General features: G+C 45.8%; 10 protein-coding genes. 1 reads left to right on the forward strand and 9 read right to left on the reverse strand.

Annotated features, from left to right (window positions below; genetic code table 11):
- Positions 1-46: 46 nt before the first annotated feature.
- Both ABIE26_RS14315 and ABIE26_RS14320 read right to left on the reverse strand, forming a co-directional pair.
- Positions 47-505 carry a GNAT family N-acetyltransferase gene (locus ABIE26_RS14315; RefSeq protein ID WP_310141902.1) on the reverse strand — a complete coding sequence of 153 codons (459 nt, stop codon included), beginning with the start codon at positions 503-505 and terminating at the stop codon, positions 47-49.
- Positions 506-569: 64 nt separating this feature from the next.
- Complete coding sequence (locus tag ABIE26_RS14320; RefSeq protein WP_310141899.1) at positions 570-671, reverse strand: hypothetical protein; 102 nt, start codon at positions 669-671, stop codon at positions 570-572.
- Between the two features lie 323 nt (positions 672-994).
- Here ABIE26_RS14320 and ABIE26_RS14325 point away from each other — a divergent pair, with 323 nt between their 5' ends.
- Positions 995-1387 (forward strand): iron chaperone, encoded by a 393-nt coding sequence (locus ABIE26_RS14325; protein ID WP_310141896.1) that lies wholly within the window; start codon positions 995-997, stop codon positions 1385-1387.
- A gap of 70 nt (positions 1388-1457) precedes the next feature.
- Here ABIE26_RS14325 and ABIE26_RS14330 read toward each other — a convergent pair whose 3' ends face one another.
- Genes ABIE26_RS14330 through ABIE26_RS14360 form a run of 7 tightly spaced genes read right to left on the reverse strand, consistent with a single transcriptional unit; the run spans position 1458 to position 13293 of the window.
- A complete protein-coding gene (locus ABIE26_RS14330; RefSeq protein WP_310141895.1) occupies positions 1458-3674 on the reverse strand; it encodes an IPT/TIG domain-containing protein in 2217 nt (738 codons plus the stop codon).
- 32 nt (positions 3675-3706) lie between these two features.
- Complete coding sequence (locus ABIE26_RS14335) at positions 3707-6949, reverse strand: TonB-dependent receptor (protein ID WP_310141892.1); 3243 nt, start codon at positions 6947-6949, stop codon at positions 3707-3709.
- A gap of 14 nt (positions 6950-6963) precedes the next feature.
- Positions 6964-7974: a fasciclin domain-containing protein gene (locus ABIE26_RS14340; RefSeq protein ID WP_310141889.1), complete on the reverse strand. Its 1011-nt coding sequence runs from the start codon at positions 7972-7974 to the stop codon at positions 6964-6966.
- 34 nt (positions 7975-8008) lie between these two features.
- Positions 8009-9235, reverse strand: coding sequence for a fasciclin domain-containing protein (locus ABIE26_RS14345; protein ID WP_310141886.1), 1227 nt, complete (start codon positions 9233-9235; stop codon positions 8009-8011).
- Positions 9236-9256: 21 nt separating this feature from the next.
- A complete protein-coding gene (locus tag ABIE26_RS14350; RefSeq protein ID WP_310141883.1) occupies positions 9257-10336 on the reverse strand; it encodes a fasciclin domain-containing protein in 1080 nt (359 codons plus the stop codon).
- A 24-nt stretch (positions 10337-10360) separates the two neighbouring features.
- Entirely contained in the window at positions 10361-11557 is a 1197-nt protein-coding gene (locus ABIE26_RS14355) for a hypothetical protein (RefSeq protein WP_310141881.1), read from the reverse strand.
- Positions 11558-11568: 11 nt separating this feature from the next.
- Positions 11569-13293 (reverse strand): DUF4397 domain-containing protein, encoded by a 1725-nt coding sequence (locus ABIE26_RS14360; RefSeq protein WP_310141879.1) that lies wholly within the window; start codon positions 13291-13293, stop codon positions 11569-11571.
- Between the last annotated feature and the right edge of the window lie 2 nt (positions 13294-13295).

The raw sequence follows: 13295 nt of genomic DNA on the forward strand, positions 1-13295 counted from the left end.
ATTTTTTCCCTTTTATGCGAGTTTGTATATACGTTCGACGAACGCCTTAAATTTTTCGACCAACCAGATTCATCTTCATCACATATTTATCGATGCCTTTGGCAAAGCCATCAGGAACAACAGCTATAGTTTGGAAGCCTCTTTTCAGATAGAAGCCCTCCGTATGCTGAGAGGTATCTACTTTATAAACTTTGCCGGGATATATTTCCTTTAACAGGTTGATCCTATATACCGTCAGCAGTTTACCTATTCCGTTTTTATGCTCTGCAATGTGTACCATACCCCAGGATAAGCCAGCCTCGTCAGTTTCCCTATCCAGGAAAATCCCTCCGCAAGCAACAATCTCCGCATTCTTTTCAACCACATAGTAATTGTCTTCAATATCATTATCCAGGAAATCAATGAAAAGTGGCAGTTCCTCTGGCGCAAAGAACCTGGGCATATTGCTTTCAAAAAGTGCTATACATTTTTCCCTGAATAAAGGTGTGTATTTTAATATCTCCATACGCTAATGATTGTACATCGCAAGTTACGACAATAAACATAACCTCATGGCAATAGAAAACCCCTTATACCGCAATTACCTCCAACAAATCACCGTCACTAAACCTTGCCTTTTCAAAGTCAATGGCATAATCGATCGAACTTGTTCCGGTAACAGCATTCTTCAAATGATAAGAAGTTGCAGCGTTATGCCCTTGTTGAATTGCTTGTAACCTACATTGATCAGCCCTTTAAGCTACTTTAAAAATGTAGTAACCATTGATAGCTTAAACCTTACGTTCAGTTGTGCTGTTTGCGTATAGTCACCGAAATCAGGAACACTTTATAAATAAAACGCTCCATTCCAACTACTTCCAACAACTGTTCACACCAGCCCTGATAGGGCCGAAGCCGTAATTTGCCGTAACCGCCCTTCCAGATTGTCGTTATTCCCCCTTTTACATATGGATAATGTAGCTGATATTTGATAAAACCGTAAAAGCATAACCTCATGGCAGCAGAAAAAACAAAGGCAACTACCGTAGACCAGTACATTGCCAATTTCCCGGAAAATATACAATCCAGGCTAACCCAGATCAGGCAGGCCATCAAAGCTGCAGCTCCCGACGCTGAAGAATTGATCAGCTACAGCATCCCAGCTTTCAAAAAACATGGCATGCTCATTTTCTATTCGGCCTATACCAACCATATCTCCATTTCTATTCCCCCATCCCCGGTATACGAAGCTTTTAAAAAAGAACTCTCCGTTTACAAAACAAGCAAATCGGCTATTCAAATACCAAATGATAGCCCTTTACCGCTTGATTTGATAGCGGAAATGACAAAATTCAGGGTAAAGGAAGATGCAGAAATTGCTGCCGAAAAGGGCCGGAAAAAGAAATAAAAAAACCGGGCCAGCTACTGCCGGCCCGGAATTGAGCATCATCAAAGATGAAAGGTTTCTCTTGAAACTGTTATTTTAAAAACATTTTCCGGATTGCATTATTCCCCTGATCAACGATATAGATATTTCCTTCTTTATCCATTGCCATATCGTCTCTGCTAGAAAACTGTGCTTCGTTTAAGCCCGCATCTTTAAACCCTCTGGCAGGTTGTGTGGAAATCGTGGTTAATTCATTTAAAATCATGTCTACCTTTCTTGTGGTTGGTTTAAGACCATCAGAAAAATAGAGATTACCTTTTCCATCGTAAATAAAGCCTCTTGGAGTACCCAGCATCGAGCGGCTGATAGGCCCATCAGAATTTCCAAATTCGCCATTACCGGCCCAGGTCCGTTGATTTATTCCGGTGGCAAGGTTAAAACGGCCGATGTAAAGGTTGTCGTTATCGGTATAATAGAAGTAATCGCCTATCACAATTGGCCTGGCCTGCTCATTGGCTCCGTAAAAACCTGGCACAACAGATCTTACCCCTGTTTTATCTACCCTGGTAAGACTGTATTGTGTTTGCACATACAGTATCCCGTTGTCGTCAATAGCCAGCTTGCCCGGAGCATTAAGGTTTACTGCATAAGTATTTACCACACCGGCCGGGCTAATTTTCCGGATGCTGTTGTTCATGCCGTCAGCAACATACAATATATCCTGCTGGTCGATCACCATACCAGAGTTAAAGCTAAAGTTAAACCGGGCCGCAGTACCGGTTCCATTCTGATTGCCTGTTTCCCGCGACGGGCTGCCTGCAAATACAGAAACAACGCCCTGTGGGGTAATCTTTTTGATCACATTATTATTGAGTTCCATCACAAATACGTTCCCATGGCTATCTACCGCAATACTTGCACCACGCTCACGAATATCCAGACCTCCCTGATTTGGTCCGCCAGCCAGGGTCATCACGCCGGCACGGTTAAAGCTGACCGGTGATATTGCCGTTTGACCTGCATTTGCGACCTTAACCGGTCCAGAAGTTAGTGCTGGCGGCGCAATTACCACCAGGCTTGTAGCTGTTGCACTAACTACCTGCGCCGTTACCCCGTTAAATGTTACAACGTTGGCAGCAGGAGTGGTACCAAAGCCAGTACCTGTAATGGTAACCTCGGTACCTGCAAGCCCGTTATCAGGGCTCATTTTTGCAATCCCCAGGTTCTGGTCTTTAAAGTCTGGCCCCTGTACAACCTGGTCGTTCACATTCAGGACGATCTTTCCGTCGCCAGTTCCGCCCGGAATATTTAAGGTAAGCTTAAAAGGCGTTGCTGTAACCACAGCCGCGTATTTCCCATTTATAGTTACCTTATTTTCATCCGGATGTATGCTAAAGTTTAACCCTAAGATGGTCATTTCGGTGCCTGAAGGGCCGCTCAATGGTGTTACGGATTGGATTACCGGCATTGGGACAACCGTAAATACCGGGCCCGTAGCCTTTTGATTGTTTATGGTAACCGACACCGGACCGGTTTGTACATCGGCAGGGGCAACCACCATCAGGTAATCGGCAGTAACTTCTGTTACCAATGCCGGCTTCCCATTAAAATCTACATAATTGCCGGCGATAACCTCGTCAAAACCACCACCAGAAATTTTTACATGCGTCCCTTTGCCTCCGCTTGCCGGTTTAATTCCAGATATAACCTGAAATTTAAAGGTTTGCCCCGAAGCTTCCTTTCCATTTACCTTAACAGTAACGGGGCCCGTACCTGCGCCCTCCGGCACTTCGGCAACCAACAGGTTATCGGCTGCACTCACCACCACAGCGATTTTGCCGTTTACATATACCTCTGCCGGGCCTGTAGTACTGCTAAAGCCTGCTCCCGTAATGCGGATATGTGTTCCTGCGGCCCCGTTTGCCGGGCTGATGGTTTGTACACTCAGCTCCTGGTAGGTATAATTGCCAACACCAATGCTTTCCCCTTTTATCTTCATTGCTATAGCCCCGCTTGCTGCCGAAGCCGGCGCCCGCATTACCACGGCGGTGGGGGTTGCACTTACAATGTCTGCACTTACTCCAGAAAACGTAGCCGATATTTCATCAGTATTATTGCTGAAGCCAGTACCTTCTACTGTAACCAGTGTACCCTGGGCACCGCTATTCGGGTAATAATCTGTAATTGTAAGCGGCGCTTTAACGCTTTCTATCTCATCCTTTTTACAGGCACCGAACAGCAGGATAAAAAGGCCTAATATACCGAGGCAGCGCTGCGTCCCGGCGTTGAATTTTCTTAAATAACTCATATCGTATGTCATATTTCGTTTGATCTGCAGCGTTAAAAAGTATACCTGGCACCCAGCTGCATCTGGGTCCTTGAACCATAATAATCGATGCTGTAAGGCTTGCCCGGCGATTTAAACTGGTACAGTGGGTATTCTCCCGGATTTTGAGATGGGGGAAACAATACCGGGGTTAAACCAACACTAGAGGTAGAATTGAAAGTATTTGGAGAGAAATACTGAATGCCCCAGTCTTTATTGATCAGATTGGTCAGGTTCATTACATCGGCAGTTAAGGTGATGTAATGTTTTTTGCCTGAACCAATAAAAAGATCATGCGAAACATGCAAATCGGCCTGTACATTCCATGGCGTGCGTCCTTCGTTTCTTTCTGTAAAGCTGCCCCGTTTGCGGCTTAAATATTTATCGGCATCAATAAAATCGTTAAAGGCCAGGGCCTGCGCTGCGGCAGTTGCCGCTGCATTATCCTGAAAAAAACGGATGGCTTCCTCCTGGTAAGGGATATAGGCCAGACTTACCTGTTGTGGCAGCCCCTGGATGCTGTTGTTAACCACCCCGTAGGTAAAAGGGCTGCCCGATTGCGCGCTTACAAACAACGAGACATTGGTTTTTCCAGCCTTGTTCCATAATTTATTGTAACTAACAGAACTTACAATACGGTTCCTGATGTCAAAATTACTATTGGCCAGCGTGGGGTTATTGGGCACCAGCGACTGGTTTAACTGCCAGTTCGATTCCATAGAGTTACGCACTCCGTTTGAAAGGTCTTTTGACTGTCCATAGGTATAAGACATTGAAGCCTGCAGCTGACTGGCAATATTTTTACTGATGCTTGCCGTTAAACTGTAACGGTACCCCTTGCTGGTATTGCTAAGCAGATAAGTATTCGAAAAGCGCTGATCTACCGTACCGCTGTATACAGGCTGCCGGTGTGCCTTATCATAGCCATAGTAGGTAGGGTTATCCTGTACATTTAGTTGTTGAAACAGTACGTCTTTAATATTTTTGGTATAAATGGCCTCCAAACCAAATTTCCATTGGCTAAGGGTGGTATAGTCTAAACCTAAACTTGTACGCAGCACCTGGGGCATTACAAAACCATTGTCTATTAAATCAACCTGTGTTTTGCCGCTATTGCGGTTATTGGTTGCAGCACCGTTATCGCGTATAAAATCAGCAATACCGTTTGCTCCTCCGGCAAGCGGGTTACTGCCGGGTGCAAAAGGTTTCTGATCAGCCTTCTGATCAAAACCCCCAAAAGCATCTCCGTTATTGTAAAATGCATACGCAAGCCAGGCCATAGGCACCCTTCCTGTAAAAAGCCCTGCACCACCGCGCAGGATCAGGCTCTGGTCGCCATTCCAATCGTACCTGAAACCCAGCCTTGGTGAAAGCTGTACCTTATTCAGGTACTTGTTGCCCAGGCGGCTTAAAGGTGTATAGGTATAGGTGTTCCCAAAAAAAGGATCTGCCATTGCTGTGCGGGTCTTATCGCTCAGTTCAGGTGTATCTCCCAGATAGGCCATATCTGCCCTCAGCCCGGGAATTACTTTTAGTTTTTCGGATACGCGGATCTCATCCTGGAGGTACACACTGTACAAAGTGATGTTAAACCTGGCGCCCGGATGCTGCTGCAGGTAAGGGCGTGTATTGTTCTCATAATGATATGCACCACGTACACGGTAAGGATTGTTGCCCAGGTAATCTTCAATACTTAAATAATCTACCCTTCCGTTCCATGCATTTACAAAGCCGTAGCTAATGTTATAAAACTCATTATGTGTGCCTATGGTAAGGGTGTGCTTGCCGATATTCCAGTTCAGGTTGGCTGTGAGTTCCAGCGTACGCTGTTTCATATCAAAAATACTGGCCTCGCGGTCTGTACCCAGGTAAATGCTGGTACCAGGTGTTCTGCCTGCAATCTGCACCTGTGGCAGGCTCGGGTCACCAAAAGGATTTCTGGAATCATTTACAGCCGTAAAACCAAACAGCAAATTACCAGATAAACGGTTATTGAACCGGCTTTTCAACTCGGCTACGGTAGAACTCTGGTTGTTCTTTTGCAGAAAAGCCATGCTGCTGAACCTAAAATCCTGCTGGTCCCGGTCCATATGTGAGGCTTCAGAGATGATTGTATTGTTTCTAACCGCAAGCTGATGCCTGTCGTTAATGTTCCAGTCTAACCGGTTAAAAAACTTGGCCGACTTTGCATAAGTATTAAACAAACCTGCGTTTCCGGCATTAAAGAAATTAGCGGCAGTAATGTCTGCTGCATCTTTAACGCTTAAAATATGGCTGGTTTCGGCAATACCTGCCACCAATTGCGAGGGGTCTTGTCTGCGGGTGATCTCCTCGTTGCTAAAGAAGAACAATTTGTCTTTTATAATCGGGAACCCTATCCGGAAACCGGTCTGGTAATCATAAAAATCACTGTTCATCTTACCCAATGTGCCTACCCTGTCCTTACCGGTTACCGCGGCATTGCGGCCAAAACCATAAACAGAGCCACTTAAAGCATTGGTTCCGCTCCGGGTTACCGCATTTACTGAACCTCCGGTGAAGTTGCCGATCTTCACGTCGTAGGGGGCCAGGTAAACCTGCATATCTTCAATTGCATCAATGGATATAGGGTTGGTCCTGGTTGAACTCCCTGCCATTCCGGATGTACCAGATTGCCCGCCCAGGGAAGGACTAAAGCCGATGGCATCATTATTAATGGCCCCATCAATGGTAACATTGTTGTACCTGAAATTGGCCCCGCCAAAGCTGTTGTCTTTGCTGGCCTGCGGCACCAAGCGGGTAATATCGGTAATGCTGCGCGATACGGTGGCCATATTGCGGACCTGATCGGCACTGATGTTTTTCCCTGAGCCATAGGCACTGGCTTGTGCGCCCCTTTTTGTGGCTTTAATGGCTACTTCAGCCAATTCCCGGGCCTCATCGCTCAAAACAAAGTTTAACACCACCGCAGCCCCCAAACGGATAGAAATCCCTTCGCGCCTGTCATTCTTCATACTCATCATCGCGGCTTCCACAGCATAAGGTCCGCCGATACGGAGATTGGGCAGATAATAATGTCCGTTCTTATCTGTGGCTGTGGCATATTTTGTTCCCGAAGGTTGGTGTACTGCCGTAACGGATACACCTGGCAAAGGGCTACCCGCGGCGTCCAGTACTTTCCCATTTAAGGTACCGCTGGTTTCCTGGCCTGCTGCAGCAATGGGCAGCAGCATACACAGGAGTAAGCATATTTTGTAAATTGTATTTTTTAGTGTCATCTCTAAAATCTTAATTACTGTGTAATTTTCAACAGGCTTTCAATGGTATGCACTACACCATTACCTGTAAGTACATCCTGTTTTGTTAGCTGGATAACCGAGGTGTTTCCGGTTCCTTTCAATTCAATACCCGTAAATGCCCCAGCCACCTGTGGGTTAGGCTTAAGGATCACCTGGATAGATTTGCCGTCTATCATGGTCTGATCGCTACGGTTGGCCGCCCCCGAACTGAGCACATAATCGTATACAAACCTGCGGTCGGATAAAATATGATAGCGCATTAAGCCCTGCAATACCGCAGGGTCCATGCCATCGATTTCTTCTATAGTACGCAGTCCGGCAGCTATCATGGCCGCATTATTTGGGGCAAACACGGTGTAAGGGCCCTTGCCATTTAATATTTCTGTTAAACCGGACCGCTGCAAAGCCTGATGAAACAGGCTCAGGTCCCTGTCGGATGCAATAGCCGCTGTAACCCGATCATGACTGTAGGGTTCGAGCACACGGTCTATTACCTGAATTAAACCATTGGCCGCCTTTATATTTTTTGAAACGATCTTAGCACCGTTAATGGTTAAAATGGTATCGCCACGTTTTACCCAGTGCGTTACAAACAGCTTACCGCCGTTGGCAGATCTGATTTCCTGGTTAAACAGGAAGGGCAATTTGTTAAATTCGTAAACCCCGTTCAGGATATGGTAGTTCATGATGGCCGAAATCCGTGCAGGATCTATACTCAGGATGGTTGTTGAATTTCCCAGGCCAGCATCTCTAAAAGCATCATCCGATGGTGCAATGGCCGTAAACTGCCCTTCTTGATCTGTAGTTTTAGCCAGACCGGTTCTTATCAGTGCCGTATTGTAAACCGAAAGGTTAAAATTATCTGCTATAATAGCGCTGATGTTATTGTTTCCGGCAAGCTTAAGGGCATCATCTTTTTTACAGCCGTTAAAAACCATGCCGTAGCTAACAAGTGTAAGGAAAATGCCAAGTGGACTTATTGATATTCTTCGTAATTGATTCATGTTCTTATTGATCTTTATGAACTGATGATGGCCTTCAGAATTTAAAATTCTTTGGCGGAAGTAAACGGTTCACCGCGTGTATAGGCCCCATTAAGGTATTGATGTCGCCTTCTACAACCGTAGCTATTGGGTGGGCAGATCCTTTGACTTTAAGGGTTACCTGTCCGGCTTCATTTTTACCAAAATCAAATGGCATATACATGACCGGAATGGTTCCGGAATACCCCGAGGTGCTGAGCGCATAGCCTGAGAGCAGCTTATTGTTCAGATCGTTGGAGTAAAAGCTATCTGGGTTGTCTGCACCGGGGCCCCAGCCATCCCGTTCTTTAAGCAACCTGCCCCAGCGGTGCATGGTTAGCAAGGTATCCGTAGCATAGCCTTTGCCTACCGGCTCAAAAGTATCCCAATCAAAGTAAGGCAACACATTGCGCCTGTTCAATGTCATCAGATCTTCTACGTTTTTAAAGCCGGCCTGATGAAAGGCTTCATCCGTAGGCGCAAGTATGGATTTAAAAATAAGATAGTTGTTACCAATCACCAGCCCATCGGTAAAGGGGGTACGCTGGGCAAAGCCCATCATCGATTCCTCCCACAGCAGGTCGGTTTTGGTCATGATTTCAACATACATCCCAAAGCGGCCATCTTCCTGCAAAGCCTGCATTATGGTTTTTACTGGTTTCTTCAATACCCGGTCTATTGGCCACAAAGTCCCGTTCTTTGCAAGTGTAACCACAGCGTTTCCAGCTTTTTTGCCATTAATCAGCAGGTCGTTCCCTGCAACATTAATGCATTGCCTGTAGAAATAAGGATCGGTCTGGTATTCATTATCATAGCCCTTTACTTTTAAATACTTGTTTTCGAGCAGGCTGATGCCAATCGTATTTTCTCCTCTTTCACTTAAATCCTTGGGGTTAACCGCTGTCGATAAAGTATGGTAAAGCAATAAACTGTCCAGCAATGCCGGGCTTGTATTGTTGATGGCCTCTAAGGTCATTCCATCGGCTATAAACGCAGCATCGCTGGGCACCAGCAGGGTTACAGGGCTATTGTCCCCTCTTTTCTCCAGGATGCTGCTCATATTGCTGCGTTTCCAGGCTGCTTTAAATAAGGTATATGGCGAGTTTTCCAGCACTTCGTTTAATGTGATGGTCAAATCTGCTGAAGGAACCTGCTCGCCCTCTACTTCAGGCTGAAACTCAGCTTTTCTGCAAGATGCCAGCGTTATAAATAACAGGCAGATGGCAATTAATTTTAAATTCATCTTATTCATGTTATAGGTCATCTAATTGTTCTTTCTGGCTTGTTCAGGCAGGATCAGTACACCCTGCAGGTCCTGTACCAGGCCGTTATCGGTAAGGTTATCTATCGCCTTCTGGTTCCGGCCGCTTGTCCCGGAAATAATGTCATAAGGATAATTTTTATTGGTCCTTACTTCAACATTATAACCGATAGACTGATCATAAAGGCTGTCGAAGTTGATCCTTCCGGCAGTGATCGTCATGATATAAGTATCGTTGGCCACAGGGTGATGGTAAAAGGAATTGTTGTTCATGATGCTGAACACCACAAAATCTGATACGAAAAAGTGCTTCTTTCTCATCACATAGCAGCCAAACAGGCGGTCGCCGAGATAATTATTTACATTTAAGCCGGCAATTACTTCGGCAGTCATCCCCTTGGCTTCAAATTCTGCGTTTTTAGGGGCCAGTATGGTATAAGGCCCATCTGATGACAGTTCTTCCCAGAATCCAAACTTCTTGAGCCCGCTTATAAGGATACTATACTCTGGCCTGGCAGCCAGCCAGCCCTGTACCGTAGTATTTGCGGTCGACTTCATTACCCTGTCCAGCACATGCAATGTACCATTGGCCAAGGTTACATCTTTACGGCTGGCCAGTGAACCGTTAAAGTACAGGGTATTGCTGCCATCCCTGGTAACGGTGGAAGCATACAGTTCTGTGCCGGCAAGTGTACGGTAGCGCACGTCTATCCCATTAAAAGGAATATCCTTTAGCATGATCCGTTCACCTAAAATATGGCGCTGCACCAGGAATTTTAAGGTATCGGGGTTCATTTTATCAAAATCAGACGGGCGATTGATTCCGAGAACGTTAAATGCAGCATTGCTGGGCGCTAAAATGGTAAACTGACCTGAGCCGTTTAACTGCGGCCCTATTCCTGTTTTCTCTATCGCCGCAGCAAATAAGCTGAGGTCGTAATTGTTCTTTACAAAGTCGAAGCCCGGCCTGAAATTATCGTTCGGTTTATCAATCTGCAGGTCATCGTGCTTACAGGAGCTTAACACCAGTAACCACAACACCGATAGCAGGTACAGGTATTTTTTTAATGATTCGTATTTCATTGTTCTGATTGTTGGATTAAACCATTAATAAATTGGGGGCGCATATTTACGCTGTATGGTGCTGAGGTACACTTGCCCGTTCACAATTTCAATGGTATTTACTGTGGCAAAGGATCTCGGGTTGTATTTGCCGGAATGGATGTTGACCACCATATTGGGCAGTACCACTTCGTTCCATTGCCTGTAATTGGGGTAGGGTGTTAAACAATTCATGGATGCCCAGTTTCCGTCTGTTTGCATTACAGTTGGGCCATAAGGAATATTTCGGATGTCCATCCCCGGTGCCAGGAAATCAAAACGCTGCCACATATCTGTGAAAATCCCTCCTGCAGCTGCATCGGCAAATAAGGGAAAGCTGTAATAGGGACTCACTTCCAGCACATCAGAATTCCTGGTCAGATTACCCAGGTATTTTCCATTGTAACCTGTTATTTTAGGTGAAGAAACACTTCTATTCTTGTACAGGGTTACAAAAATATTCATCTGGTCTTTAATTCCGTTTCCTATGGCCCCCATTCCATATTCATTGCCTCCTTTGGCATCGTTGTCTGCCTGCCAGTAGCCTTTGGCACTCATGTTATAGAAATTAACATAAATGGAAGAATCGGATAAAGGCAGTTTATGGAAGTTCTCTTTCCTTAAATAAATCCCATTTCTTTTGGTAAGGAAGTCTTTCTGCAATACATGCAGCGTATATACTTCCTTACTGTCCAATACCATCGTGGTATCAATCAGGAAGTTCTTTTTCAACTTTGGGTCCAGATCGAAAAACGGAATGGTGTTTTTTGGGCGGAACATAAAAACAATGCGGTGCTTGCCAGAGGGGATTTGCGCCCAGCTGCTCAAATCGAACCCATTTAAAACGGGCCCTACCAGCACATTTTCCCTGCCGGGATATTCGGGATTGTTTACCGTGGTGCCGCTTCCAACGTGCGAAGGATAAGGTGGTGCATAAGGATCGCGCTTATCCAAAAAATCGCCTTTGATTTTAGCACTTACCGGCATGCCATTCTGGTCCGTTTCCGGATCGATGAGCATCGTTAAAAACGGAAGCTGCTCATCCTTATTGTCAATCCCTATCTTATAGTTCAGGTTATTAAAAACCCTCAGATAAGCCGGATCATCGATTTTTTTATACTCTACCTTGGCACATCCTGCCGCAAAGCACAGCAGCACAATAGCGCCACAAAATAGAATGTTCTTTGTTCTTGATGATAACATAATGCTTTTCTTTATTTGGTGTGTTTCAGGATAATCATCTTTGCCTTCTGGGCTGCAGGTGCCAACGCATTTGTACTGCCCACCAAAGCGATGGTATAAATACCAGGCTCATGATTGGGCAACCCGCCCCTTACATATAAATCTGGCCTGGCTATCAGGTTTCGGCCTGTAAGCACAGGTACATCACTTGCCCAGCTTCCCGGTACGATCCCCGGCGCAGAACGGAAAGCCATAATTTTATAGGGTACATTATCCGGATCAATTTGTACATAAGGTGCTTCTGTAGGGAAAATGCCTGGCCTGAGGTTGTTTACGGCAGCAGGGTTTCTGTTAAAGCTAAAAAGAAAGGACTGCCCGTTATCTTTTGTGAAGGTAACATACGGTATATCCGGACATAGGTTAAGAAAACGGATGCTGAAAGGATAATCCAGTTTATTACGCACATAAGTGGCATCATCGGTGGCGTCGGTCCCGGGAATCACCCTGCTTAAGTCGTTCGCAACCGCAGAGATACTGACCTTACCACTGGCATCAGGATGCAGCCACAATGTAAAATTGGTATTGGCATCAAGTTTCAGCTGGTTACTGGCCAGCAGCGTTCCGTTCGCATCTTTAGCTTCGATCCTATAATTACCGGTGATGTAATTCTGATAATCTGTATGCGCGGTGTAATCCAGTGCATTGCCCAGTGCATTTCCGTTCATGCTGATCTTAACCCCGTTTATACCGGGCAGGGCATTTACGGCCTGTACCCTGGCATAAGTCACATTCAGCGGCTCGCTGATGTCGTTCATGATGGTAATGGCATTCTGATAACCTGAAACTGCTTCGCCCGGGTTACCGATCATATAAGGGACCTTAAAATTATAAGGCGCGATGACGATGGTGTAAACGCCTCCGGGGGCGAAACTTTTAAATGCCGAAAAAGTAAGGCGCGTATCTTCAGGTGGCCATCCACGTGCAGAAGTAAGGGTAGATGTGGCCGGAAAAATCAGCATCCGGGTTGTTCCCGGTACCTGTATGCCTCCAGGCGTCAGCACCTTTAACTGTGCGGTAGTGTATGGCAACTCTATGTATTCTGAATAGTTGCCAGGTAAAATGTTATTGGTTCTGTCATTTACCGCTGTACCATCGGCCCAGGCAAGGCTCATGGGCCCTACCAGGTTTTCCATATCACTTACCTCAATAGTGGAGGAAAGGTTGAGCAGCCGGACCTTAAATTTAGTCGGATCTGTAGGAGCAGACACGGAACGTGGAACTTTCAGATATTCAGGTACCCCACCAGCAATGCGTGGTGTAGTTAGCAGATAATAGTCCGCTGCCTGGGTTGCCTCTTCTTCCAAATCAATGGTCAGTTTATCGGCCGGGGCATCAAAGCCGCCTATCTCCGTAACAAGATGGGCTTTGCCGTTCTTTAAAAGGGATTGGGGTATAGTCCAGGTTGAGCCTAGTTTACCTCCGGTTTCCGGAAAGTATTTAGTGCCCGGCAATACTGTGCTGATGGGATCAGTGGGCAAAAGGTATTTGGTGCTGGTCAGGGTATCCCCATCCATTATCACCTGCCCATAGCCACCAAGGTTTACAATCCGCAGCGATGAATTTTTACGGGCATCGGTAATCATACGGTTATCGTATTCAAAATCCTGTTTTGCCTTTTTACAGGCACTCAAGCCAAGCAAGGTCAAAAAGCCAATGAGCAATGGCCATTGCAGCAGGTGTTTCTTTAGTTTCTTCATCT

This window comes from Pedobacter africanus (assembly GCF_040548825.1).
Taxonomy (GTDB): domain Bacteria; phylum Bacteroidota; class Bacteroidia; order Sphingobacteriales; family Sphingobacteriaceae; genus Pedobacter; species Pedobacter africanus_A.

Excerpts from the sequence above, each read along its gene's own strand:
- ABIE26_RS14315 (WP_310141902.1), bottom strand. The coding sequence starts at position 505 with ATGGAGATATTAAAATACACACCTTTATTCAGGGAAAAATGTATAGCA.
- ABIE26_RS14325 (WP_310141896.1), top strand. The coding sequence starts at position 995 with ATGGCAGCAGAAAAAACAAAGGCAACTACCGTAGACCAGTACATTGCC.
- ABIE26_RS14330 (WP_310141895.1), bottom strand. The coding sequence starts at position 3,674 with ATGAGTTATTTAAGAAAATTCAACGCCGGGACGCAGCGCTGCCTCGGT.
- ABIE26_RS14335 (WP_310141892.1), bottom strand. The coding sequence starts at position 6,949 with ATGACACTAAAAAATACAATTTACAAAATATGCTTACTCCTGTGTATG.
- ABIE26_RS14340 (WP_310141889.1), bottom strand. The coding sequence starts at position 7,974 with ATGAATCAATTACGAAGAATATCAATAAGTCCACTTGGCATTTTCCTT.
- ABIE26_RS14345 (WP_310141886.1), bottom strand. The coding sequence starts at position 9,235 with ATGAATTTAAAATTAATTGCCATCTGCCTGTTATTTATAACGCTGGCA.
- ABIE26_RS14350 (WP_310141883.1), bottom strand. The coding sequence starts at position 10,336 with ATGAAATACGAATCATTAAAAAAATACCTGTACCTGCTATCGGTGTTG.
- ABIE26_RS14355 (WP_310141881.1), bottom strand. The coding sequence starts at position 11,557 with ATGTTATCATCAAGAACAAAGAACATTCTATTTTGTGGCGCTATTGTG.
- ABIE26_RS14360 (WP_310141879.1), bottom strand. The coding sequence starts at position 13,293 with ATGAAGAAACTAAAGAAACACCTGCTGCAATGGCCATTGCTCATTGGC.